This is a genomic window from Acidobacteriota bacterium (assembly GCA_030697165.1).
Lineage (GTDB): Bacteria > Acidobacteriota > Vicinamibacteria > Vicinamibacterales > UBA2999 > 12-FULL-67-14b.
In genome coordinates, this window is the sequence record JAUYQQ010000013.1 from 192,852 (window position 1) to 218,109 (window position 25,258).

The following is a 25,258-nucleotide window of genomic DNA, read 5'->3' on the forward strand; positions in this document are numbered from 1 at the left end:
CTGCGGCCGGGACTAAAGTCCCGGCCCTCCGTACCGCGCCACGCGACTAGTCGTCGCGCAGCACAACGTTCGGATCGACGCGCGACGCGCGCCAGGCGGGGATCCAGCAGGCGACGGCAGCCACCAGCGTGATCGTCGCAGTCACGGCCACCAGTGTCGTGGGATCGGTGGGCTGCACGCCGAACAGCAGCGACGCGATCAGGCGATTGAGTGCGAACGCGCCGGCCAGCCCGGCGACGATGCCGATCGTGGTGAGGGTGAGGCCCTGCTTCAGCACCTGCCCCATCACGCTTGCTTGATCGGCGCCAAGCGCCATGCGGATGCCGATTTCGCGGCGGCGTTCCGCCACCATGTAGGACAACACGCCGTAGGTGCCGATCGCCGCCAGCAGCAGCGCCAGCCCGGCAAACGCGCCGAGCAACTGCGCGAGCAGCCGCGGCCGCCGGATGGCCTCGTCAAACACCGCGTTCATTTCCTGGAGCCGGACGACCGGGACCGTGCGGTCGGCTTCGCGAATGACCCCCTCGATGCTTTGCGACAGCGACGCGGCGGGCAGCGTCGTCCGCAGCACCATGTTCATCGTGCCGGGCACGAAATTGAACGGCGGGCCGGCGGTGGCCACCTGGTCGACGAGCGCATAGAACTCGTGGCCGGTCTTCTGGTCCACCCCGCCCTGCTTCACGTCCCTGGCCACACCGATCACCGTGAACCACGGCGCCTTGTCGCCCAGCTGCGAACTCGGGCGCAGGCGCTGGCCAATCGGGTTCTGGTCTTTCCAGAAGGTGTTCACGAGCGTTTCGTTAACGATCGCGACCAGGCCGGCCGAGGCGGCGTCGCTTGGTTGGAAGCCGCGTCCCTGGACAATCGGAATGCCCATAGTCTCGAAGTAGTCGGTCATCACCTGCTGGTAGTAGTCGATGTTCTCGAACGGCCCTTCGGGCGGCGCCGTGTAGTTGTCGATGTCGGTATCGTTGGCGTTGAGCGGACGGTTTGGCGGCAGCCCCGACATGGCACTGGCGCCCTGCACCCCGGGCAGCCCGCGCAGCTTTTCGAGAATGCCCTGGTACATCTGGCCGCGGGCGTCTGGCTGCGGATAGTTGGCCGTCGGCAGCGTCAGTGAGAAGGTGACCAGCCGCGATCGATCGAAGCCGCTGTCGACGGTGGACAGGTTGTAGACGGTGCGCAGCAGCAGCCCGGCGCCGATCACCAGCATCACCGCCAGCGCCACTTCCACCATCACCAGGCCGCGGCGGACGTGGTGGCGCGCCGCGCCGGTTGCGCCCTTGGCGCCGCCCTCCTTGAGGGCGGTGACGAGGCCCTGCACGCGCGTATGCATGATCGGCGCGAAGCCGAAGATGATGCCAGTGGCAATCGACACGCCAAACGTGAAGATCAACACCAGCGGATCGACCGTCACTTCGCTCGTGCGCGGCAGGCTGTTCGGGTAGGCGCGCAGCAGCGCCGCCACACCGGCTTGCGCGAAGATCAAGCCCAGCGTGCCGCCGGCCATCGACAGCAGCACGCCCTCGGTCATGAACTGCCGCAGCAACCGGCCACGGCCGGCACCAAGCGCCGTGCGGACCGCAAACTCGCGATGGCGCGTCTCGGCGCGCGCGAGCAGGAGGTTGGCGAGGTTGGCGCAGGCAATCAGCAGCACGAAGCCGACGGCGGCCTGCAGCACCCAGATCGAACGGCTGGCGCTGCCAATCACTTCGTCCTGCACCGGCTTCATCTGCAGGATGTGGCCGAAGTTGGTCTTGCGCTCCTCCGCGGTCTTCGGCAGCGGCGCAAACACGTGGCGGCTCTTCACACCGACGCGCTCGCCCCAGTTCTGGATCAACGCCTCGAGTTCGATCTGCGCCGCCTGCGGCGTCACGCCGTCCTTGAGACGGCCGATCAGGTACAGGAAGTGGCTGCCGCGGTTCTGGCGGTTGCCGGGATTGAGCCCGAGCGGCATCCAGATCTCGGTGCGGTTGTCCATGACATCGGCGCCTGGCGGCATGATGCCGATCACCTCGCGGCGCATGCCGTTCACCTCGATCAGCTCGCCGACCATGGGCCGCCCGCCAAACGCCGACTGCCACAGGCCGTGCGACAGCAGCAGCACCGCCGGCAGCTGCGGCGGTGGCGCGCCGGGTTGCGGCGGCGGGCCCGTCAGGTCCGTCTCGCCCTTGCCGAACAACCGGCCCTGGATCGGCTGGACCCCCAGCGCCGTCATCAGCTGGTCATCCACCGACGCCGACCGGACCCGCAGCGGCCGGTCGCCGGCCGTCAGGTTCACTTCGCCGGTCGTAAACGCGCCAACCGACGAAAACGACTGGTTGATCTCGCGGAACTCGAAATACTCGGGCGGCGACACCCAGAACTGCAGGAAGCCGAACGCCGGAAACTGCGTGGTGAGGTACATCAACTGGTCGGGCTGGGGATAGCCCAGCGGACGCAGGATCACGCCGTTGACGATCGAGAAGATGGCGGTGTTGGCGCCAATGCCGAGGGCCAGCGTCAGGATCGTGATGATGGTAAAGGCCGGGGCGCGCAGCAGGCCGCGAACCGAATGACGAAGATCCTGGCGAAGGTCATCGATGTTCATGGGGGCTTTGACGGATTGGAGCGCGGCAGGGTTGCGGTATAAGTGTGGACTTGAGTCGGCTCCTGGTCCTGGCGCTCGTGGTTGTCAGCGTTTTGCCGCCCCAAACGGCCCGCGACCCCGATTCGCCGACGCCCGTCCCAGGCTTTTTCGACCTGCCCGTCACCGGCGGCACCGCGACCTACACGGCGCTCGGCCTCGAGCCCGAAGAACGCGGGGTGGCGCTCGCGATCCTCGCGCGCGGATTGCACGGCCAGGGCACCGACCGCGGGGCCGTCGCGCGCTTGTTGACGTCGGTGCTCGGTCCGCCGGGCGCCCCGGGCGCGCCGCCGCCACAATCCCCGCCCGGCTCCACCTCCATCACCATCGCCGCACCTCTCTCCGCCGACCATTGGCGCGATGTACTCGACCTGCGGGGGCGGGCAGACCTGTTCCCCGCCCTGCTCGCGAACCGTCCCGCTCTGCTCGTGTGTGCCGCCACGCTGGCCGCCGACGCCTCGCTGCGCAAGTGGCTGGACGACGACCGCGGGCTGCTGCGCTGGCTGGTGCGCACGGCGCCCGGCGCGTACACGACCGCGGCACGGGGCCTGCGGATCGAAAGCGGCCGCATCGTGGTGCCCGGTGGCGCGGCCGCGGTGCCAATTTGGGAGGCCCTCGCCGGCGAGAAGGTGGCGCGACCGGCCGAATTCATCCGTGCCTTGCTGGTGCGCGATGCAGGCCGCCTGGCCTGGCTGTACGGCGCCGCCGCCTTGATGAGCCCCGACCGTCTTGCCGCCGTGCTGGGGCCCGGTCCGGTCGAGGCGCAGATCGAACAGACACGGGCCATGCTCCAGGCCTTCCGCGCCGGCGACCAGAACTGGAAGATCGAGGAACACCCGTTCATGCGGAGCGTCGCTGATCCGTGGATGGTCGCGACCCAGATCGAAGTCGCCAACGGACAGGTGGCGGCTCCGAGCTCGCAGTGGCTGTGGGAGGCGGTGTTCGATCGCACCGGCCTGTCACGCCGCGAGGCCGAGGCCGTGCGCCGCACGCCGGCCGCGCCCATCACGCTGACGTGGCTGGCCGCGCAGATCGCGTCGACGCCGTCGCGCGAGCGCCGCGAGCGTTTCGAGACGGTGCGCTTCGCGCAAACGGTCTTTGGCGCCGCCGCCGAGGCCGATGCCGGGGACGTGCTGATGGCGCTCACCAACTACCGCCGCTTTCACGCGTTGCTGGTCACGCTCGACCGCATCGGCGTTCGGGCGCCGCGCAGCTACACCCGCGTGATCGAAGCCGCGCAGCGGCTCGACCAACGTCCCGGCCGCGAACGCCGGGCGAACCTGGCGGCATTCCAGGGCGTCGTGGCTCTCGTCGAGCGGGCGCGCGTCTCGGGTGCCCTGAGCGCCGCCGCCGCCGAGCAACTGCTGCTGTCGTTGGCCGATGCCGTCGATCGCGACCGGCCGCCCGTGCCGGCCATCGCGGGGTGGCTCACAACCGCATTCATCGACGCGATTCCGCCGCTCGTCCGGCCCGATCGGTGGACCGGAAAGACCGCATACGAGTCGAAGATTCTGCAGGCGCTGGCCGGGCCCGGCGTCGAAACTGCTTTGCCGGCGATCGAGTGGGAAGGCCTGCAGTATCGGCTCGACCTCGCCGCCGCCGAGCATCAGCGCATTCTGGCCGTGCGCGAACAGCTCGAGTCGCCCGGTCTCGATGCGGCCCTCGCCTCGGGGCGGCCCGGCGAGTTGGCGGTCGCGCTACTGGCCCTGGTCTATGCGCCGGCGCTCGGCGACCCCGAGGGTCAGGCGATGCTTGGCGCCGACCTCATCGCGCGCCACGACTTCGGGCTGGATGCGCCGGCCGGGTCGCGACAACCGGGCCGGGCGTGGGCGCTGCCGCGCGAACAGGTAGGCGACGGCCAGCCCTGGCGCGTCCAGGGGTCGTTGCTCGGCCTCGACCTCAGCCTGGCGCGGTTGGCGCTGCGTCGTCTCACCGACAACGAGATGCCGGTGGAGCCGACGATCAACCTGAACGATCAGCTCAGCATCGCTCGTACCATCTTTGCGATGAACGCCGGCGAGTTGACCGACGCGGGTCGCGATCGCATTGTCGAGGCGATCGCGCGAGGTCGCCGCCGCGTGGTCGTCGCGGCCGGTAATTTTCCGGCGCTGCAGGCATTGGCCGCCGAGGCGCATTTGTCGGCGGGCATTCGCGAGACGCTGGCGTGGCTCGCCGGCCGATCGCCCGAGTCGATTGCCGCGCAGTTTGCCCTGCGCGACCTGATGTGGCTGGGCAAGCCCGAGCTGAGCCAGGCAGAACTCGACCGATGGGGCGTGTATTCGGAGGGATTGACCGGCCGCCTCGTGACCGCCATGCCGCGGGCGTCGGAGTGGGAAGACTTCGGCGGCCGGCCCGAAGGCGGCGTGATGGCTACCCAGTCCCCGGACCTGGTCCTCCGGCTGATCCTGGAGACCGCGCGTCTTGAATTGCCGGGACGACTGGTGCCGTCCCTGCTGACGTTTGCCGCCCAGGACTACTGGCACGACGTCTCGGCGCGCTTCCCGGACGACTGGCCAGCCATGGCGCGACAAGCACTGGCGCTTTCGCCGTCGCGGGTAGAAGATTACGTGGCGGCGCTGGCCGGCAACGGCCCGCTACGTTCGCAGTGAAACCGGACCTGCTCCCCTGTTACGTATTTCGTAAGCGGCTTGTAACCATGGTTCGATTGATTGTCCTGCTCGCGGCGCTCTCGTTCGTCGCCTCCGCCCAGGAACCGCCGGCGCCGCCGCCAGGGCTCGAGCTCCACATCGTGTCGCCGGAGCCCGACTTCTATGTGAGCGGCCCGACGTTGCTCAAGGCCGAGATCCGTCCGAAGATGCTGGCCACCCGCGTCGCGCAGCTGCTGTTCTTTGCCGACGGCAAGCAGGTGTGCAACGTGCTGGATCCGATTGCCGCCGAGTGCATGTGGGATGCCGGCGACGAAATTCGCCCACACGTCTTTCGCGTCGTCGCCAACCTGATTGGCGGCGGCCGCATGGTCGCCAGCGCGCGCACCAAGGGGCTCGAGCAAGTCGAGAAGGTAAATGTCGAAGTGGTCCAGGTCACCGCCGTCGTGACCGACCACAACCGCTTCGTCGCGGGCCTGCCGCCGACGGCGTTCCGGCTGCTCGAGGACGGCAAGCCCCAGGTGCTCGGGCACTTCTCGGCGGAAGGGTCCCCGCTCGAGATCGTGGTCGCGATCGACGTCAGCGAGAGCATGACGCCGGCCATGCCGCAGCTGAAGAACGCGGTCAAGAAATTCCTGGGCGCGCTCGGGCCGAAAGACCAGGTCACGCTGGTCGCCTTCAACGACAACATGTTCACGCTCACCCGCCGCGAAACCAGCGTGGCGCAGCGGACGCGGGCCGTCGATCGGCTGGCGCCCTGGGGCGGCACCGCGCTCTACGACGTGATCGTGCGAGGGGTACAGCAGTTGTCGCGCGCCGCCGGCCGCCGCGTGCTGGTGGTGTTCAGCGACGGCGACGACCGCTCGAGCCACGCCACCATCAACGCGGTCGAGAAGGCGGTCCGCGCCAACGACGCCACGCTGTTCATGGTGGCGCTCGGCCGCGGCGTCAGGGAGGCACAACTCAAGTCGGGCATCGAGCGCATGGTCAACCTGAGCGGCGGGCGCGCGTTGTTCGTGGAGCGCAGCGATCAGCTTGACCAGCCCTTCACCGAGATCCTCGAGGAACTGTCCAACCAGTACATGCTCGGGTACGAATCGACCAACCCCAGGCGGGATGGCGCCTGGCGCGAGGTCAAGATCGAGGTGCCCGGCACCGACTACGAAGTGCGCGCGCGCCAGGGTTATCGCGCGCCGGGGTCCTAGCATGACAGCCACGCGCATACTTTCCGGCGTCGTGATGGCCTGCGTAATGGGCGCGCTGACGCTCGGCGCGCAGCAGCCGGCCGCGCCACCAGAACCGCAAACCCCGCGCCCGGTGTTCGAAACCCAGACCGAGATCGTGCTCGTCGACGTCAACGTCGTCGATCGCGATGCCAAGCCGGTGCCGACGCTCACGGCCGCCGACTTCGAGCTGCAGGTCAACGGCCAGCCGCGGCCGATCCAGTCGGTGCAGTTCATCTCGACGGTCCCCACCAACACCTCGCCGGCGACGCCGCGCGAGACCGGCTTCAGCTCGAACGACACCGCCACCACGGGCCGCCTGCTGCTGTTCGCGGTTGACGAAGGCAACCTCCGAGTCGCCTCGTCCCGGTCGGTGCTGCGCACGGCGCAGTCGCTGTTCGAACGGCTGGCGCCCGGCGACCTGGTCGGCCTGGCGCGGCTGCCGCTCGGCGTCGGCAACGTCGAGTTCACCACCGACCGCAAGCGCGTGACCGACGCCCTGCTCAGGGTCAACGGCAGCCTCAGCAACCGCGTCGGCATGACCAAGGTGAACATCAGCGAAGCGTGGGCGCTCGAGACCAACGACGACTCGACCTGGCAGCAGGCAATCGCCCGCGAGTGCCAGGGCGAAACCGGCCCCGGCCTCGACGCCTGCGCCGGCACCGTCGAGGCCGACGCGCGCGCCATGCTGATCGAGACGAGCTCGCGCACGCGCATGACCATCTCGGCGCTCGAAGGCCTGCTCAAGGGCCTCGCCCAGTTGAAGACGCCGATCAACATCGTGCTGATCTCCGAGGGCATGTTCGTCGCCCGCGATCGCAACAACATGCGCGAGATCGGCCGTCGCGCCGCCGAAGCCCGCGCCACCATCCACGTCGTCCGGCCCGGCCAGTCGTACTTCGACGTGGACGACTCGTCCGCGCCGGGGGTGTCGCGCTTCTTCGACGATGGGCTGCTGGCTGAAGGGTTGGAGCAGTTGGCTGAACAGACGCGCGGCACGCTGGCGACGGTAAACGCCGGGGCGACCAGCGCCTTCGAACGCCTCGGGCGCGAGTTGTCGGGCTATTACCTGCTCGGCTTCGAGCCGACCGAGGCCGATCGCCGCGGCAAGGAACATCGCATCCGCGTGCAGGTCAAGACGCGCGGCCTCTCGGTGCGGGCGCGGCCGACCTTCGTGCTGCGCGAGACCGAGGCCACCAGGGCCGAGGCGGTCGCGGCGATGACGCCGCTCGAGCAGGTGGCCGACGTGCTGCGGCAGCCCATGCCCAGTCGCGCGTTGCCGATGCGGGTGGCCAGCTATACCAGCATCGACGCCGCCAGCGCCAAGGTCCGCGTCGTGATCAGCGCTGAGCTGGGCGACCCGGCCACCACCGAGAAGGAATTGCCGATCGGCGTGATCGTGGTCGATAAGAACGACAAGGCCATCTTCAGCCGCGCCGGCATGACCTCGCTGGCGCCGGCCAGCGTGCGCGGCGCCTCGCCCCGGCTGATCCTGACATCGCTCCTGCTCGATCCTGGTGAATACACCCTGCGCGTCGCGGCGATCGACGACACCGGGCGCGCCGGCAGTGTGCATCACACCGTGAACGCGCGGCTCTCGCGCATGGGCGGCGGGCTGAACGCCTCCGACCTGATGTTGGTGCCGCAGGCGCCGAATGGCGGCGAGTTGCCGCGGCCGCGCCCAACGGGCCTGATCGATACCGAAACGCTCACCGCGATGGTCGAGATGAGCGGCAGCGACACCACCCTGCTGGGCCGCTCGCGAGCCACGATCGAGATCGCCGACGCCGTGGACGGCGCCGCGCTGGTCAGCGTCGAGGCGCGCCAGGCCATGCGGTCGAACAACCTGCGCGCGTTTGCCGCCACGCTGCGGCTGGGTGTGCTGCCGCCGGGCGAATACATCGCGCGCGCCATTCTCAAGGCGCCCGGCCAGCCCGAGTTGCGCCTGTCGCGGCCGTTCCTGCTGGCGCCGGTGGCCGCTGCCACGACCGAGCCGGCCATTGATGCGCGGGTGCCGCTAGATCCCGACGCGCCGCCGCCACCACCGGCCGAGGTCAAGATCTTCGCGCCGGTGCCGCGCTTCGTTCGCGACACCGTGCTCGTGCCCAACGTGGTGACGCCGTTCCTCGACGGCCTCGCCTCATTGCACCCCCCGTCGCCTGAAGTAGAGGCGGTGATCGAACGCGCGCGCGCCGGCCAGTTCACGCCGCCGGACGCACCGGGCGCCACCCCGGACGATGAGTTGAACCTGGCGTTCGTGCGCGGCCTGGACGCGCTCAACAAGGGACAGGTGCCGCAGGCGGCGGCCTACTTCCAGCAAACGCTGAAGGGCGCCTCCGACTTCCTCGGCGCGGCGTTCTACCTGGGCGCCACCCACGCCGCGCTCGGCCGCGACCGCGAAGCCGTGGGAGCGTGGCAGGTGGCGCTGCTCAGCGAGAATCCTGGCGCGGTTTACCCGGCGTTGGTCGATGCCCTGCTGCGCATCGGCGACGGACGGCAGGCGGCCGACCTGCTGGAAGAGGCGCCGTCCGCGTGGGCCCGGGACACCGACCGCATTCGCCGCGAGGCCACCGCGCTGGCCATGATCGGCGACTACAGCGGCGCGCTGCCCAAGCTCGTCGACCTGCTCGACCACACCAAGAACGACGACCAGCCGTTATTGTTCATCGCCATCCAGGTGATGTACCGCATGCACGTGCAGGACAAGGGGTTGAGCGACAACAACCTCGCCCGCTTCCGCAATTACGTCGAGCGCCACCAATCGCTAGGTGGACCGGACCGCGCCATCGTCGAGACGTGGCGACGCTACGTGCTGCGGTAAGTTGAAAGTTGACGAGTTGATAGTTGGAAGTTTCAGTTGAGAGTTGCAGTTTCAGTTGCAGTTCCTGAACTTGAAAACTTAAAACTGCAACTACCAACTACCAACTCTTCAACTTTCAACTGTTAGATATCGCGCACTCCGGCGACGCGGGTCAACGCCGCTGAAAACGTTTCCCAGATCGCCCGCTGCTTCGCCAGCACACCGCGGCCGCCGGGCGTGAGCCGGTAGTAGCGGCGGCGGCGCGTCCCGGCCTGGTCATCGTAGCCTTGGCGAAGGTGACCCTTTTCAACCCAGCGCCCTTCGATCAGTCCCTTGTCTTCGAGGCGGTAGAGCGTCGGATAGAGCGAGGTGGCGTGAAAGGTAATGGCGCCATCGCTGCGTTCGGCGATCAGTTGGCTGATCTGGTACCCGTGCCGTTCCTGCTCTTCGAGCAGCGCGAGAATCAGCAACTCGGCGCTGCCGCGTTTGAGTTCGCGCTCAAGGGATGTCATGCCCATATATTGGTATAAACAATATCATTAAGTCGTTGGGTAATAGCTGTTTAAAGCCATGACACAACTATTACAGTGCCCGAGACGACGGCCTGTTACTGTCCTTGGCATGGTTCCTGTGACAGAGATTTATGGCCGCAAAGCGGCTCACGGCATTAACTGGATCACCTTTATTGCGATGGTCGCGTTCCACATCGGCGCCGTCGCGGCGTTCTGGTATATCGACCTCGGCGCCATCCTGATGGCGATTTTCCTGTGGTGGGTGGCCGGCTCGCTCGGCATCGGCATGGCGTATCACCGCCTGCTGACGCATCGCGGCTACAAGACGCCCAAGTGGATGGAGTACTTCCTCACCACCTGCGCCACGCTGGCGCTCGAGGGCGGACCCATTTTCTGGGTCGCCACGCACCGCATTCACCACCAGCATTCGGATCACGACGGCGATCCGCACACGCCAAAAGAAGGCGCGTTCTGGGCGCACATGGGCTGGATCCTGATGGGCAAGGGCATGCACCACGACACCGACGTGCTGCGCCGCTATGCGCCGGACCTGTGCAAGGACCCGTTCCACGTGTTCATGAGCAAGTGGCACTGGGTGACGCAAGTGGTCGTCGGCCTCGCCCTGCTGTACTTCGGCGGCATTGCGTATGTCCTCTGGGGCACGTTCTTCCGCACCACGTTCCTGCTGCACGCCACCTGGCTCGTGAACTCGGCGACCCACATGTGGGGCTCGCGCCGCTTCGAGACCAAGGATGATTCGCGCAACAGCTGGTGGGTGGCGCTGCTCTCGTTCGGCGAGGGCTGGCACAACAACCACCACGCGCACCCGGTGTCGGCGCGCCACGGCCTGGCCTGGTACGAGTTCGACATGAACTGGATTGCGATCCGCGCCATGCAGGCGGTTGGGTTGGCCTGGGACGTCAAGGTCGCCAAGGTCCGCCAGGAGCTGGAAGTCGAAGCAGCGTAATTAAGACGCCGGGTTCATTTTTCGATGGCGGTTGACGTGGGCAGGTCAACGGCCGAAAAATGAACCCGGCGTCATGACTCGCAGACAGACCGCGTCGATCGTCTTCGTCGTCCTCTGCGTCGTGCTCGTCGCCGCGGCGGTCACGCTCAACATCGGCTGGATTATCGTGAACGGGCGGCGCCTGGCGCCGCTCGTTCTCGGTGTCGCCACCTTCAGCCTCATCATCGCCGGCCTCATCGTGTACACGGTGTTCCTGGTCCGCGAAATGGGCATCACCGAACAACAGGACAGCTTTCTCAACTCGGTGACGCACGAGTTGAAGACCCCGATCGCGTCGATCCGCCTGTACCTGGAGACGCTGCAGTCGCGCGACGTCGGCGACGCGCAGCGCAAGGAGTTCTACCGGATCATGCTGCAGGACGCCGAGCGGCTGCAGCACACCGTGGAGCAGGTGCTGCGCGCCGGCCATGCCCGCCAGAAGCGCAAGCTCGATCATCGCGCGCCGGTGGACCTGGTGTGGCTGGTGCAGGACTGCGTTGACACCGCGCGCATGCGCCACAACCTGCCGCCGAGCGCGATCACGCTCGCCGACTACGAGGCCAACACGCTGCTCGTGGTCGAAGGCGATGTCGACCAGCTGCGCACCGCCATTCTCAACCTGCTCGACAACGCCGTGAAGTACTCGAGCCAGACGCCGCGGGTGGTGGTGCAGGCGGTGGGCGCCACGCCCGACTCGGCGTGGGTGCGCGTCAAGGACCACGGCGCCGGCATTCCGAAGGCGCAGCTCGGCCGCATCTTCAGCCGCTTCTACCGCTTCCAGCCGCGCGGCACCACGGTCAAGGGCACCGGCCTCGGCCTCTACATCGTCCGCTCAATCGCCAAGGCGCACGGCGGCCGCGTGTTCGCCGAAAGCCTGGGTGAAGGCAAGGGCGCGACCTTCACGCTGGAACTGCCCCGGTCGCGCGCATGAGTCGAATACTGATCGTCGAAGACGAGGTGCACCTGGCCGACGGCCTTCGCTTCAACCTCGAGGCTGAGGGACACACGGTCGACGTGGACGGCGACGGCCAGGCGGCGCTCGAGCGGCTGCTGGCCAATCGCGCCCTGTACGACGCGGTCGTGCTCGACGTGATGCTGCCGGGGCGCAATGGCTTCGAGGTGGTGAAAGAGTTGCGGACGGCCGGGCATTTCGTGCCGGTGCTGATGCTGACCGCGCGCAGCCGTCCGGCCGACGTGCTGCAAGGCTTCGAGGCCGGCGCCGACGATTACCTGCCGAAACCATTCGAGCTGCAGATTCTGCTGGCGCGGTTGCGCGGGCTGCTACGACGCCGGCAGTGGCTGCAGCAGGATCAGCACGAGCACGAGCAGTTGACGTTTGCCGGGCGCACGCTGGATCTCGAGGCGCTGGAGCTGCGAGTCGGCGACAAGAAGTATCAGCTCACGCAGATGGAGAGCGACCTGCTGCAGTACCTGGTGCGCAACGCCGGCCGGGCGGTGTCGCGCAAGGCGATTCTCGAGGAAGTGTGGGACCTGCACGAGGACACCGACACGCGCGCCATCGACAATTTCATCGTGCGGTTGCGACGGTACCTGGAAGTGGATCCGACCAAGCCGAAGCACCTGCTCACGGTGCGGGGTGTCGGGTACAAGTTCGTAGAGTAGAGACGTTCGGAGGGCGATGGCTTTCGCCATCGCCCTTCCCAGCGACGGCTAAAGCCGTCGCTCTCCGAACGATTATTTCATCGCGAACAGCAGGAACGACGTGTACTGCGTCTTGCGGAAGTTGTCGTCCGACATCAGCAGCAGGGTTCGCGCACCGTTGACCGGCGGACCAAACGCGAGTCCCTCGAAGTTGTCGAGCCGGGCCAGCGCCGGCGACAGCGAGGGGATCACCGTGGACAGATCCAGCAGCAACGTCTTGGCCGCGGTCTCCCCCGAAAGGTTGACGGTGAACAGCTGGATGGGATTGAACACCGCCGAGCGGTCGGCCGTCATCAGGCACGCGCGCTCGAGGGCAAGCAAGAGCGTCTCGGTGAGGGCCAGCAGTTCGACCAACCCATTTTCACCATCGCTGCACACGGTCGGAAAGCGCTCGGACCGTGGCGTCGGCGCCAACTCGTAACGCCACTGCCGTCCCGGGCGAAACGTGGCGCCGCTCGGCTCGAACTCGATCAGCCGTCCCTCACCGCCGCGGTCGAACGAGGTCACCGGTCGGTCGATCGGCGGCTGCTCGAGTCCGGCAATCAGGCGGCCACGAGGCGTCCGCGTGAGGGCCTCGAATCCCTGGTTGTCGCGAATGCCGGTCTTGCCGTCGGTGCTGACCTGGAATTCCGGCGGATACGCAATCACCTCGGTCACCACGCCGTCACGAGTCGCGCGCAGGATCGCCGGCGGCCACACGCCTTCCTCGGCGACGTGCCCTTCCTCGTTCATCAGGAACGTGCCGTCAGGCAACGCGACGATGGCTTCGAGATCGGCCTGGGTCACGATTCGTTGATCAACGCCGGGACCGGCCGTCAGTGCCTGCATCCGCCGCGGCGTCACGGCCAGCCGGCCGCCAGCCGCGGTGATCGCCAGCCACGCGACGCGCGAGCCGGCGCGGTCGTCAACCACGGCAAGCCAGTCGCCGCTCGCCTGGTCGAACGCCAGCCCGGACAGGCTGCCGAACCGGGTACTATCGGACAGTTGCGGGTAGATTGTGCCGGCGGGCCGGGTGAACTCGCTCAGGAACGAGAGCACCGGGAGCCCGGACGGCGGCGAAACCGCCGCGGTTTCGCTCGTTCGCACCGGCGCGCAGGCGCCGGTGAGGGCCGTCACGACGCTCGTCACGAACACGGCCAGGAGAGGCCCGGTCCGTGGCAGAATCTGTCGGTCAGGAATTACCCGTTCACCCAAGGAGTTACCATCATGACACGCCAGCTCACGGCCGTCGCTCTCGCGGCCCTCGTCCTCTCGCCGGTCGCGGCCTTTGCGCAGGCCAACCCGTTTACCGACGCCGTGAAGGCGCAGCTTGCGCAGATCAAGAATCCGGTAATCCGCACCGCCGAGAAAGTGCCGGAGGATCTCTACGCCTTCAAGCCGACGCCGGAGGTCCGCAGCCTGGGCCAGCTGATTGCGCACATCGCCGACGGCAACAACGGCATTTGCGGCGCCGCGAGCGGCATGAAGCCGACCGGCCAGACCGGCATTGAGAAGAGCGTTACGGGCAAGGCGGCCCTGCAGAAGGCGCTGGCTGATTCATTCGCGTTCTGTGAACAGGCCCTGGCCAGCATGGACGACACGAAGGGTGCCGAGATGGCCAAGTCGTTCCTTGGCATGCAGCCGCGCCTGATGGTGCTGGCCTTCAACAACTCACACGTCAACGAGCACTACGGCAACCTCGTAACCTACATGCGCCTCAAGGGCATCGTCCCGCCCTCGTCTGAGCCCAAGTAGAGTCCGGCTTTAGCCGGATTGCAGCGTAGTGTAGAGTCCGGCTTTAGCCGGACCACGTCGCTCGTGGCGGCAATCCCGCCGTCTTGTCCACCGTAGCGCTTGGCGCAAAGGTGGAGGGATTGCCGCCATCTGGTAAGCTCGTGAACCCGTGTGTGTTCGTAGATACCTGATTACTGCTCTTTGCCTCCTCGGTAGTTCAACAGCGGCCCCGGCGCAAACGCCTGAAGCGCCGACGGCGCAAGCCCTGAAAGTCACCGCGCCTCCCAAACTGGACGGCCGCCTCGACGACCCGATCTGGCAGAAGGCCGCGATCATTTCCGGGTTCAGGCAGCGCGAGCCAGAAGAGGGGCGTGAGGCGAGCGAGCCGACCACCGTCCGGATTGCCTACGACCAGTCGCACCTCTACATCGGCGCCGTGCTCGACGACAGCCTGCCGGCCGAGATTCGCGCGTCTGAACTGCGCCGCGACAACACGCTCGACAGCGACGACACCTTCTCGGTGCTGCTCGACACCTATCACGACCACCGCAACGCGTTCGTGTTCCGCGTCAACCCGCGGGGCACGCGGTTCGATGCGCTGGTGCGCAACGAGTCGCGCTTCTACTACGCCGACTGGGACGAGCAGTGGACCGCGGCCGCGACGCTGACCGACACCGGCTGGTCGGTCGAGATTGCCATCCCCTTCAAGATCCTGCGCTTCACCGGTGCCGCGGCGCAAACGTGGGGGCTCAACTTCGAGCGCGTGATCAAGCGCCGCAACGAGATGTCCTACTGGAGCGGCTGGAGCCGGAATTACGCGTTCCAGAACGTGTCGCAAGCTGGCCACCTGGCCGGCCTGGCCGACATCAAGCAGGCCGAGCGGGTGCGCCTGCGGCCGTACTTCCTGGGCGGCGCCGAGTCGCTCGACGCCGTGGCGACGCCGGCCGGCACCCGTCGCATCACCGAGATCGGCATCGACGACCTGAAGTGGCAAGCCACCTCAACGCTGACCGCCGACCTGGCGGTGAACCCCGACTTCGCGCAGACCGAAGTCGATGCGCAACAGGTGAACCTCACGCGCTTCAGCCTGTTCTTTCCGGAGAAGCGCCAGTTCTTCATCGAGGGCGCCGACTCGCTGCGCATGGGCGTCGGATTGCTGCACTTCGGACCGCCACCGCTCGAGCTGTTCTACAGCCGCAACATCGGCCTCTCGAACCAGGGCACTCCGATCACGATTCCGGTCGGCGGCAAGCTCACCGGCAAGGTCGGCGGCTTCGACATCGGCGTCCTCAGTGCGCAGACCGACGACACCGATCGCCAGGCCGGCGAGAACTTTACCGTCGGACGCGTGCGCAAGGAAGTGCTCGGCCGCTCCTACATCGGCGCCATCGTCACCAATCGGCAGGGCGGCGGCGCGCGCAACACCGTGATGGGCGCCGACGCGCGGTTCACGTTCTTCAACAACTTCAACGTCATGGCGCTGGCAGCGCGGTCGGAAGACGATCGCAGCGGGGCCGCCGGTGGTGCGGCCAGGCCGCAATGGGCGAAACAAGTCGGCGCCGAGTGGCGCGACGATTTCGTCGAGGCCGGCGCGAACTACATCGACATCGACCCGGGGTTCAATCCCGGCATTGGCTTCGTTCGGACGCGCGAGCGGCTGATGGGCGTGCGGGGGTCACTCAAGCCGCGGCCGAAGCGGTGGCGCATCCGCCAGTTCGAGCTGACGCCGAACAGCGTGTGGTACCACGACCACGAGCGCGTGCTACGGAGCCGCGAGAGCTCGTTCACGTTCGCGACCGCGTTTGAAACCGGCGACCGCGTCGAGATTGTGCCGTTCGCAAGCTACGAGCGGGTGGTGCGGCCGTTCCCCATTGGCCCCGGAGTCGTGTTGCCGGTCGGCGAGTACAACTGGAGTGGCATGACCGTGAACCTGCGCGCCTACAACGGCCGCAGGATCAGCGGCCACGTGTCGCTCAGCGCGGGCGACTTCTACGACGGCACCAAGCAGACGATGACGCTCGCGGGCGATTTCCGGCCCAACAAGACGCTGTCGTTCAACCCGACCTACCAAATCAACGACGTGAGCCTCTCGCCGGGCGCGTTTGTGACCCACCTGTTCGGCCTGCGCGCCAATGTGTCGTTCTCCACCAACCTGCTGACCTCGGCCTTTGCCCAATACAACAGCGCCGGACAGCTGGCGGCCACGCAGGTCCGCGTGAACTACATCTTCCGGACCATCGACAACGTGTTCCTGGTCTACAACGAGACCCGTTACACGGACGGCGTCTTCGACGGCCGCGCCAACAAGTCGCTGGTCCTGAAGGTCACCTACTCCCTGCACCGGTAGCAACCAGCTATTTGCCGGGAACCCGTGCGTTTTGAGCGATCGAAACTTTATTCATGGGCTACCCGTAATCTCCTTGTAACCGCCGTCGGCCAGTAGGCACGGCGGTCAAACACGCCGGCCACCAGCAGGCGACCGACGCGAAACCGCTTCCCACAAGGAGGGTGGAATTGCCGTAACAGGTCGTCTTTCTCAAGAATCACGAAAGTCTCAACGACCCGGGTTGCACGGATTTTCCACAGCCCTTCTGATGTTGTGCAAAGTGCAGGGCTGGCTTACACTGGGGCGCCATTTGGCCCCCTTGCAAGCCCTCCCTGGTAGTCCTCGTCGATTTAACTCGCTAGTTTGTATGGAGGCGGTAGTCATGCGCCGGTTCATCCCCCTTGCCCGTCATGGTTCGGTCCTCGTTCGATTGGCGCTCGGCACAAGCCTCGCCGCCGGACTGGCCTTCACGACTATCCAGGCCCAGATTCCCGGCCGGAACGTCAACATGGTGTCGGGCACGAAATGGCCCGACGGCGACCCTTATCTGCAGCGGCAAAACGAACCGTCCATCGCGGTGTCGACACGTAACCCGCTGCACCTGCTGGCGGGCGCCAACGATTACCGGACGGTGGACGTGCCGTTTGTGGACGGGGCTGAAGAAACCGGCGACGCCTGGCTCGGGATCTTCAAGTCCTTTGACGGCGGGCAACGGTGGCGAACCACGCTGCTGCCCGGCTATCCGCAGGACACCTCTCCCGAAGGCATGAGTTCACCGATCAAAGGCTACCAGGCTGGCGCCGATCCGGTAGTGCGCGCGGGTACCAACGGCCTGTTCTACTACGCGGGGCTGGTGTTCGACCGCGTCGAGAACGGCCGCAGCGCGGTGTTCGTGGCGCGGTACATCGACAACAACAACCAGGAAGACAACTACCAGGCCAACCGCGAGCATGTGGTCGGCGACCCGATCCGCTACATCGGCGCGCGCATCGTCGCCCGCGACAACGGCAAGCGGTTCCTGGACAAGCCCTGGATTGCGGTGGACATTCCCCGGGACGGACGCACGTGCCAGATCCCGGGCCCCAACAACACCGTGCAGGTCGTTCCGGCCGGCACGGTCTACGCCGCGTTTTCATCCATCTACGAAGACCGCCTCGGCCTCCGGTCCGACATCCTGCTGTCCCGATCAACCGACTGCGGCGCGTCGTGGTCTCCTCCCGCCAAGGTCAGCGGTGGCGACAGCCGCATCAACCAGGGTGCATCGATTGCCATCGATCCCCGAAACGGAACGGTCCACGTCGCATGGCGAAAATTCGCGTCGAGCGCGACGCCAGGCGAGACCGACGGCATCATGGCGGCACGGTCGGTCGACGGTGGCCGGCGTTTCAGCACGCCGGGCACGGCCCGCGCGTTCGAGCGCGGACGCGGCAAAAAAGTCGGTCTCGACCCGGAGCGCTACTTCGAGCATCGGCGCAAATCGAAGGGCAAGCCGAAGAAGCCGGTCGTCGGCAGTCCGGAGACGGTCGACGCGGAACTGGACGAATTCGATCAGGCCACGTCGGATATCGACGGCTTCCTGATGTTCCGAACCAACGCGTACCCGTCGATGGCCCTCGACGGCACGGGGCAAATCTATCTGGCGTGGGCCGAGCGCGGTTTCACCTCGTCGCCACAAAACGATGCCCGCATCGTCATGGCGACCTCGTCGAACGGCCGCGATTGGACGCAGCCGAAGCCTGTTTCTGACGAGGGCCAGAGCGGGCACCAGTTGATGCCTTCGCTTACCTTCGGGGGCGGCCGGCTTGTGCTCGTCTACTACGACCTACGTGAAGACATCTCGGGGCAGTTCACGCAGTTCATCGATGATCGAAGCGCCATTGCCTCGGCTGGAAAACGCCACACGCTCGACCTGCGCACATCGATGGGTCTGCCGGGCGTCACGCCCGTGTTTGCGCCTTCCGTACGCGTCTCGGATTACCTGGTGGCGTTCAGGACCCTGCCGGGCACCGGCACGCTCGTCGAGGAACGATTGCAGTTCAACCCGCCCAACCTGCCGATGTTCAAACAAGGCACGGCGCCGTTCATGGGCGACTACGTGGATGTGGCCGTTTCGCCAGCGTTCGTCCCGACGTCGTCTGGCGGCTGGGCCTTCAACACGAACGGGCCGCAGCCGGTCTTTCACGCCGTCTGGACCGACAACCGCGACGTTCGGCAGCCGGCCGCCGGACCCGATGGCAAGGTCGATTGGTCGAAGTACACGCCGCCGACGCCGCGCACCGGGTCGAGCATCTTCGACCCGGCCCAGGGCATGACGGTCTGCGACCCGAATTCGACAGGGTCGCGTAACCAGAACATCTACACCGCTCGATTGTCGACCGGACTGGTCGTCGGGTCGCCGGGCAATACCAAACCGCTCAGCCCCACGATCCAGCGGGCCTTCGTCGTCTTCGCGCAGAACACGTCGTCGACGACGAAGTCGTTCCGAATGACCATCACCAGCCAGCCGGTGGGCGGGCGCGCGTCGTTCCGACAGTTCGACGTCAGTTCCACAGGCCAGCTGCTGGACCCGCTCACAGCCATCACCGTGACGACGCCCGGCCGCTCGACGGCCGCGCGCACGGTCTACGCCACCTCATCAAACCCGCGAGCCCAGATCCTGGTCGATGTGGTCGAAGTGCCGTATGGGGGAACGACGCCAGCCGTGCCGCTGGCGGACCGGTTGATCCTGAATCCCGACATTGCCAATCCGGACATCGCCAATCCCGACATCGCCAACCCGGATATTGCCAACCCCGACATCGCCAACGCCGAGGTCTACAACCCGGACATCGCGAATCCCGACATCGCGAATCCAGACATTTCAAACCCTGACATCGCCAATCCCGATATCGCGAATCCCGATATCGCAAATCCCGATATCGCGAACCCCGACATTGCCAATCCGGACATCGCTAACCCCGATATCGCCAATCCGGACATCGCCAACGCGCTCGTTGCGAACCCGGACATCGCGAATCCGGACATCGCGAACCCGGACATCGCGAATCCCGACATTGCGAATCCCGATATCGCCAATCCGGACATCGCCAACCCCGACATCGCCAACGGGGCGCTGACCGACGTCACCTGGACGATGACGAATAACGGGAATACGACGGCGGCGTTCAACGTCAACCTGTTCCTCGCGCAGCAGACCGACAAGATCTGCCCGGCGGGGACCGATCCCAGCACCGGCTGCATCACCACCCAGTTGATCCTGCGCAAGGTCTACAACACGCCGGTGTCGACGAACTGCGTGTTGCAGGTGCAGTCCCAGAATGTCCTGCTGGCGAACATCCCGAATCCGAAGTTCGTGCTGCCGGGCGAGAGCCTGCCAGACCAGAACAGCGACGCGCCGACCAACGCCACCTTGTGGCTGGCTCCCGGTGAGACGGCGAAGATCACGCTGCGCGTCTACGACCCGGACAGGGAGGGTAACGTGCCGGTGACCGATACCGATCCGAGCACCCCGACACCGGGAGGGGCGTTTATCGACCCAGTGTTCCTGCCGACCACGAAGACCGACCTTGGTTCAGTGACGCCGGTAGTCCAGCAGCAAAGCGTCGATACCGAGGACATCGTCAAGGCCATCGAGCTCGGCGTCAACGCGCCGAAGCCGCCGATCGTGACGCCGCTCAGCCCGCCGGTGCCGTCAGGCGAGACCGAGGATCCCAAGCCGACGCCGTTGGCGCTGGCGTTCGTGCAGCAGCCTACCGCCGCGCAGCTCGGGTCGGCGATCGCGCCGGCGGTGTCGGTTGCCGTGCGCGACCAGTACGGGGCCCTGCTCCCGAACGCACCCGTGACGTTGTTCCTGGGCACGAACCCTGGCGGCGCATTGCTCTCGGGCGCGGCGGCGACGTCCAACGTGGACGGCGTGGCCACGTTCCCGGGTCTCACCGTCAGCGCGGCTGGCGAGGGCTACACCATCGTTGCGACGTCGGGCCAGGCACTGCCGGCCGTGTCGAGCGCGTTCAACATTGGTAAAGTCCCGGCCAGCATCCAACTCGATGCCGGTACTCTCATGCAGAGCTACGACGGTGGCATCAAGGCAGCGACGGCGACCACATCACCGGCGGGGCTGTCGTACAGCCTGGCCTACACGCAGAACGGCGCCGCGGTCGTGCCGCTCAACGCCGGCAGCTACGCGGTCGTCGCGACCATCACCGACCCGAACTATACCGGCAGTGCGATCGGTACGCTGACCATTAACAGGGTGACACCGGTCGTTGTCTGGGCGCCGCCAGCGGCGATCACGTCGGGGACGGCGCTGAGCGGCACGCAGTTGAATGCAACAGCCAGTGTGCTGGGCTCGTTCGTTTACGCTCCGCCTGCGGGCACGGTACTTCCCGCCGGAGCTGGACAGACGCTTTCGGTGAGTTTCTTCCCATCGGACGCAGTCAACTACGCTAGCGCGGGCACCGCTGTCACGATTGACGTCACGCCGCCGGCTCCTGTGGACTCGGGCGTAATCCAGGTGTTCGTGCCAGGAACCGCGGGCGGCACGGTGAACACCAATCTCGGGGGGGCTGGAGGCACAGCCCCTGTCGACGGCCCCTTCCTAAACGCTGGCGATTCGGTCAGCGTAACGGCGACGGGAAGCGTCGGCTGGTACAACACGGAAACCGGTAACGCGGGAGCCGGTAACGCGCCCCCAGACGGTGTCCACAACATCGTCGGCTGCGACCATCCGTTCTTGTCTCCCTGTTCGAATGGGACTCCGGGAATCTCGCTCATCGCAAGGATCGGCTCCGGTCCGTGGCAATTCGTCGGTTCGGGCCCGACGCTCCTCACCGCAAGTGCGGCCGGAATCCTGCAATTCGCCGTCAACGACAGTGACTACAAGGACAATGGCGGCGGGTGGAATGTCGCGGTGGCCCCCTTCCCCACCGGCGGACTTGTCAGCCTGTGGCGTGCGGATGGCAGCGCCGGCGACAGCTTCGGCGGCAGCACCGGCTCCCTGGTGGGCGGGGCGTCGTTTGCCCAGGGTCGAGTCGGTCAGGCGTTCAATTTCGCCAACCGCAGCTATCCCGACAACCAGTTTGTCCTGCTGGGCGATCCACCCAGCCTGCGCCTTTCGAGCGCGGGCACGATCTCGGCCTGGATCAACCCGGCCGGGCCTGGCCTTGGCTACGACAGTTTCCGCGAGGGTGGCATTACGGACGAAGGCGGCATCATCGTCAACAAGGAGGACTCGTACGAAGTGGCGCGATTCGCCGACGGCACCATCCGGTGGGCGTTCAACGGAGACCCCTGTTGGTGCTGGATCAACACTGGGGTCGTCGCGCCCGAGAACGGGTGGACTCACGTCGTGGTGACCTATGATGCGGGGCTCATCAAGACCTACATCAATGGGGCGCTGCGCCACACGCACCTACCGGTGGGGCAGGGCGGCACGATTGCCGCCTCGGTCGGACAGTTCCGCATCGGCGGTCGCCAATACAGCGACACGCTGGGCCGCGATTATCGGCAGAACTTTGACGGCAAGATTGACGAGGTAGCGGTCTACAACCGCGCGCTGACGGCGGGCGAAGTCCTCAGATTGTTTAACGCGGCGCCGTGAACGCCGACGCCACAGCCTCGGCAGGGTTGCGTTAGCGCACGCGCTTGCGCGCATCGGCGACGAGACCCCCGGTCTCGTCGCCTTTTTCTTTGATCTTGAGGAACGCCGCGAAACTCTCCTTCGCGGCGGGGCTCTTCAGCCCGTCCTGCGCAAGCCCCTGGTAGTAAAGCAGCTGCGGGAAGTAGTGATAGGTCGGCCAGTCGTCGAGCCCCACGGCGGTCGCCTCGCCGCGGCGTTTGATCGCGACGTCAAGTTCTGACGTGGCCTCGGTGAACTGCTCGAGCGCGATGTAGGCGCGCGCCAACAGCACGCGACCCGGCCAGGTGTCCGCGAGCTTCTGCGCCTCGCGCGCGTGATCGAGCGCCGCGCGAGCCTGGTTGCGCGCCAGGCTCGCCTCGGCACGCAGCAAGTACGCATAGGCCTGGGGATCGGCGTCGATCTTGTTCGCCAGGCCATCGGCGATCTTGATGGCCGCGGCCGCCTTGCCCGTCCGCGCCAGGATCAGGCCTGCCGGCAGCGCTACGCTGTCGCTGGCAGCCACCGCCTGCTCGGCGGCCTTCGCGGCGGAGGCAGCATCGTCCTGCGCCAGATACGCGGCGGCGAGTGCCACGTGCTTGTGCGCGACACCGGTCGTGTTCTTGGCCGCCGTGTCCGCCGCGATACCCTCGTTCAAGACAGCGATGGCGTCCCTGGTACGACCCTCGTACAGCGCCACGTCGGCCAATCCCGCCGCCGCGAACGAGGCGCCCGCGGGCGACACCCCCTTTAACTTCTCGAACGTCTTGATCGCGTCGGCGGGTCGGCCGAGTCCCAATTCCGACAGGCCGCGCGCCACAAACGCCTTCACGAACAGCGGATTGACCTTCAATACCTCATCGCTTTCTGCGATCGCGGTCTCGAACTGGGCCGCGTACATCGCGTAGAGCGCCAGATTCGATCGCGCCCCGACGCTGCGCGACAGGTTGACGGCCTTGCGGCCCTGCTCGAGGGCCTGCTCCATGTTGCGCTCGTAGAAGCGGGCCAGCGCGAGATTCTCCTGCCCGACGCGGTCGCCAGGAAACGCCTGGACCAACGCCGTGTATTCCTTGATGGCCTCCGGCGCCTTGCGCGCGAACAAATAGTAGCTGCCGCGCGTGCGGTACTTCTCGCGATCGGTCATGCGATCGATGCGCGACAGCGCTTGGTTGTAGAACTGTTCGGCCTCGTCGGTCCGGCCGAGATTCGCCATCTGCGCGGCCGCCCCCGAGTAGGCGCGGCCCATGTCGGGGTCGAGCCTGATCGTTTCCTTGAATTGCTCGATGGCCTCTTCGCGCTTGCCCGCCGCCTGCAACTCCTGACCCTTCGCGTACGCGCGCGCGGCCTCGAGGCTCGCGGCCGTGAACGTCTCGCTGGCCGCCGGGCCGTCTTCCGGTACCGCCGTATCACCAAGCGCCGTGCGGACCTTGCCGGCGAGGGCGCCCACGGTTTCGAGCATCGATGCTTTGCTGCTCGCGTCCGCCTCGAGTGTGTGCAGCGGCGCACCATCCGTACTGCCGGAGCCAAGCGCCCGGGCGGTAATATGAAATCCGGAGCCGCGCGCCTCGACCGTACCGGCCAAGACCAGGCCCACACCCTCGCGCACGGCCACGAGCCGGGCCGTCTTCTCATCGAGCCGATCGCCCAGCTTGGCCGCCGCCGCCGCCCGCAAGGCGTCGCGCCTGGGAAAGGCGGTGATGAACGAGGCGCCCTCAATGCCGAGGCCGAGCGCCTGCTCGACCACGCCGTCAAACACGGTATCGCCGGTCTTGTTCTCGAAGTCGGCAATCAGCACCGATACCGGCTCCTTCGGCGCGGCGTCCGACGGCGCCGCGCTTCGGCCGCTCAGCAGCCATCCGCCGAGACCGGCAATGGCCACGAGCGCCACGCCCGCCACGGCCAGTTGCCACTTCGGCCGCCCGGGCGCGGCCACGGCCGCCACGGGTCCCGTGCCCGTCGCGGTGGACGGCCGCTCGTGTCCGTCTGGCGTGAGCGACTCCAGGACGGCGACGAGTTCAGCGGTGGTCGCAAAGCGCGCGTCGGGGGAGGTCTGCAGGCACCGCGTCACGACGCTGCTCATCGCCTCTGGCACGTCGTCCTTGAGCGCCCGGGGCGGGGGCGGCGGCTGCTGCAGGCGGCCGAGCAACTCCGACATCGCGTTGTCGCGGTTGGCGAGGCGATGACGGCCCACCAACATGTCGTAGACCATCAGGCCGAACGCGTACTGGTCCGTCCGCTGGTCCACCTTCTTGCCCTGCGCCTGCTCGGGCGCCATGTATTCGAGCGTGCCGATCACGGCGCCGGCCGCCGTTTGCGTGGCGCCGCTCTCCACCGAGCGCGCGATGCCGAAGTCCATGATGAGGGCGGTGCCGCCGCCGTCCTCATCCTTCTCGATCATGATGTTCTCGGGCTTCAGGTCGCGATGCACCACGCCCTTGTCGTGCGCGGCCTGCAGGCCCTGCGCCACCTGCCGCGCCCAGGTCATCACCCGCGGCACCGACAACGCCCCTTCCCGCCGCATCAGTTGCGCCAGCGTCTCCCCCTCGACGAACGGCATCGTCAGGTACTTGATGCCGTTGATCTCGCCGAGGTCGTGGATGCGGACGACGTACTTGTGGGTGATCTGGCGCGCGAGCACGAGCTCGCGCTTGAAGCGCTGCTCGAGGTCCTTCGCGGCCGTGGCGTCGGACTGTGCCGCCGGGCGGATGACCTTGATGGCCACGGCCACGCCCAGCTCATGGTCAAAGGCCTGGTATACGGCGCCCATGCCGCCGGCGCCGAGCAGCCGGATGATCGTGTAGCGCGGGCCCACCTGCTCGCCGGCCTGGAAAGGACCATCGCCCGGCCTGATCGGGGGGCGCGGCGACGTGCTGTCGAGCGACGTCACCATGCCAGTGGGTGACATGGTCGGCGCGTCGGCAATCGGAGTCACGCCACCGAGGTTGGTCTCCGCCTCCGCAGCGTTACGCGTGCCGACCGAAGCCGCCGGAGCGGCGAAGGTGGGCGTGGGCGTGAGAATGGTGACCGGAGCGTCGCCGGAGGGCCTGAAGGACGGGTCGCCCAGCTGGGTGCCGCAACTGGGGCAGAACCCGGCGCCAGGCGGCACCACTCGGCCGCACTTGACACACGTCGGGCTGGAGGAACGGTCAATCATGGCAGTGTGTTGGCGC

At 66.9% G+C, this 25,258-nt stretch carries 13 protein-coding genes; 9 read left to right on the plus strand and 4 right to left on the minus strand.

Features of this window, described 5'->3' with window-relative positions:
• Positions 1–46 precede the first annotated feature (46 nt).
• A complete protein-coding gene (locus Q8T13_13520) occupies positions 47–2,590 on the minus strand; it encodes an ABC transporter permease (protein MDP3718778.1) in 2,544 nt (847 codons plus the stop codon).
• Positions 2,591–2,640: 50 nt separating this feature from the next.
• On the opposite strand from Q8T13_13520, the gene Q8T13_13525 reads away from it, so the two are divergent.
• From Q8T13_13525 to Q8T13_13535, 3 genes are read left to right on the plus strand one after another with little or no spacing between them, the layout of a single operon-like run.
• Positions 2,641–5,235, plus strand: a complete 2,595-nt coding sequence (locus tag Q8T13_13525; GenBank protein MDP3718779.1) for a hypothetical protein — start codon at positions 2,641–2,643, stop codon at positions 5,233–5,235.
• A gap of 47 nt (positions 5,236–5,282) precedes the next feature.
• A complete protein-coding gene (locus tag Q8T13_13530) occupies positions 5,283–6,437 on the plus strand; it encodes a VWA domain-containing protein (GenBank protein ID MDP3718780.1) in 1,155 nt (384 codons plus the stop codon).
• Position 6,438: 1 nt separating this feature from the next.
• Positions 6,439–9,276, plus strand: a complete 2,838-nt coding sequence (locus Q8T13_13535) for a VWA domain-containing protein (GenBank protein ID MDP3718781.1) — start codon at positions 6,439–6,441, stop codon at positions 9,274–9,276.
• Between the two features lie 122 nt (positions 9,277–9,398).
• Here Q8T13_13535 and Q8T13_13540 read toward each other — a convergent pair whose 3' ends face one another.
• Entirely contained in the window at positions 9,399–9,773 is a 375-nt protein-coding gene (locus Q8T13_13540) for a helix-turn-helix transcriptional regulator (GenBank protein MDP3718782.1), read from the minus strand.
• A gap of 103 nt (positions 9,774–9,876) precedes the next feature.
• On the opposite strand from Q8T13_13540, the gene Q8T13_13545 reads away from it, so the two are divergent.
• The 3 genes from Q8T13_13545 (at position 9,877) to Q8T13_13555 (ending at position 12,396) form a co-directional block, all read left to right on the plus strand.
• Positions 9,877–10,734 (plus strand): fatty acid desaturase, encoded by an 858-nt coding sequence (locus Q8T13_13545; GenBank protein ID MDP3718783.1) that lies wholly within the window; start codon positions 9,877–9,879, stop codon positions 10,732–10,734.
• Between the two features lie 73 nt (positions 10,735–10,807).
• A complete protein-coding gene (locus tag Q8T13_13550; protein MDP3718784.1) occupies positions 10,808–11,704 on the plus strand; it encodes a HAMP domain-containing sensor histidine kinase in 897 nt (298 codons plus the stop codon).
• Positions 11,701–12,396, plus strand: coding sequence for a response regulator transcription factor (locus Q8T13_13555; protein ID MDP3718785.1), 696 nt, complete (start codon positions 11,701–11,703; stop codon positions 12,394–12,396). The genes Q8T13_13550 and Q8T13_13555 overlap by 4 nt, the downstream gene beginning before the upstream one ends.
• 72 nt (positions 12,397–12,468) lie before the next feature.
• On the opposite strand, the gene Q8T13_13560 is transcribed toward Q8T13_13555, so the two are convergent.
• Positions 12,469–13,629 carry an esterase-like activity of phytase family protein gene (locus Q8T13_13560; GenBank protein ID MDP3718786.1) on the minus strand — a complete coding sequence of 387 codons (1,161 nt, stop codon included), beginning with the start codon at positions 13,627–13,629 and terminating at the stop codon, positions 12,469–12,471.
• A gap of 12 nt (positions 13,630–13,641) precedes the next feature.
• Between Q8T13_13560 and Q8T13_13565 the strand changes: the two genes are divergently transcribed.
• From Q8T13_13565 to Q8T13_13575, 3 genes are all read left to right on the plus strand, one after another.
• Positions 13,642–14,169, plus strand: a complete 528-nt coding sequence (locus Q8T13_13565; GenBank protein MDP3718787.1) for a DinB family protein — start codon at positions 13,642–13,644, stop codon at positions 14,167–14,169.
• A 148-nt stretch (positions 14,170–14,317) separates the two neighbouring features.
• Positions 14,318–16,495: a DUF5916 domain-containing protein gene (locus Q8T13_13570; GenBank protein ID MDP3718788.1), complete on the plus strand. Its 2,178-nt coding sequence runs from the start codon at positions 14,318–14,320 to the stop codon at positions 16,493–16,495.
• A gap of 361 nt (positions 16,496–16,856) precedes the next feature.
• Positions 16,857–22,073 carry a LamG-like jellyroll fold domain-containing protein gene (locus tag Q8T13_13575; protein ID MDP3718789.1) on the plus strand — a complete coding sequence of 1,739 codons (5,217 nt, stop codon included), beginning with the start codon at positions 16,857–16,859 and terminating at the stop codon, positions 22,071–22,073.
• Positions 22,074–22,104: 31 nt separating this feature from the next.
• Here the strand turns inward: Q8T13_13575 and Q8T13_13580 are convergent, their stop codons facing one another.
• Positions 22,105–25,242: a protein kinase gene (locus tag Q8T13_13580; GenBank protein ID MDP3718790.1), complete on the minus strand. Its 3,138-nt coding sequence runs from the start codon at positions 25,240–25,242 to the stop codon at positions 22,105–22,107.
• Between the last annotated feature and the right edge of the window lie 16 nt (positions 25,243–25,258).

Coding starts and splice junctions, on each gene's coding strand:
- Q8T13_13520 (MDP3718778.1), bottom strand. CDS start 2,590: ATGAACATCGATGACCTTCGCCAGGATCTTCGTCATTCGGTTCGCGGC.
- Q8T13_13530 (MDP3718780.1), top strand. CDS start 5,283: ATGGTTCGATTGATTGTCCTGCTCGCGGCGCTCTCGTTCGTCGCCTCC.
- Q8T13_13535 (MDP3718781.1), top strand. CDS start 6,439: ATGACAGCCACGCGCATACTTTCCGGCGTCGTGATGGCCTGCGTAATG.
- Q8T13_13540 (MDP3718782.1), bottom strand. CDS start 9,773: ATGGGCATGACATCCCTTGAGCGCGAACTCAAACGCGGCAGCGCCGAG.
- Q8T13_13545 (MDP3718783.1), top strand. CDS start 9,877: ATGGTTCCTGTGACAGAGATTTATGGCCGCAAAGCGGCTCACGGCATT.
- Q8T13_13550 (MDP3718784.1), top strand. CDS start 10,808: ATGACTCGCAGACAGACCGCGTCGATCGTCTTCGTCGTCCTCTGCGTC.
- Q8T13_13555 (MDP3718785.1), top strand. CDS start 11,701: ATGAGTCGAATACTGATCGTCGAAGACGAGGTGCACCTGGCCGACGGC.
- Q8T13_13565 (MDP3718787.1), top strand. CDS start 13,642: ATGACACGCCAGCTCACGGCCGTCGCTCTCGCGGCCCTCGTCCTCTCG.
- Q8T13_13575 (MDP3718789.1), top strand. CDS start 16,857: ATGCGCCGGTTCATCCCCCTTGCCCGTCATGGTTCGGTCCTCGTTCGA.
- Q8T13_13580 (MDP3718790.1), bottom strand. CDS start 25,242: ATGATTGACCGTTCCTCCAGCCCGACGTGTGTCAAGTGCGGCCGAGTG.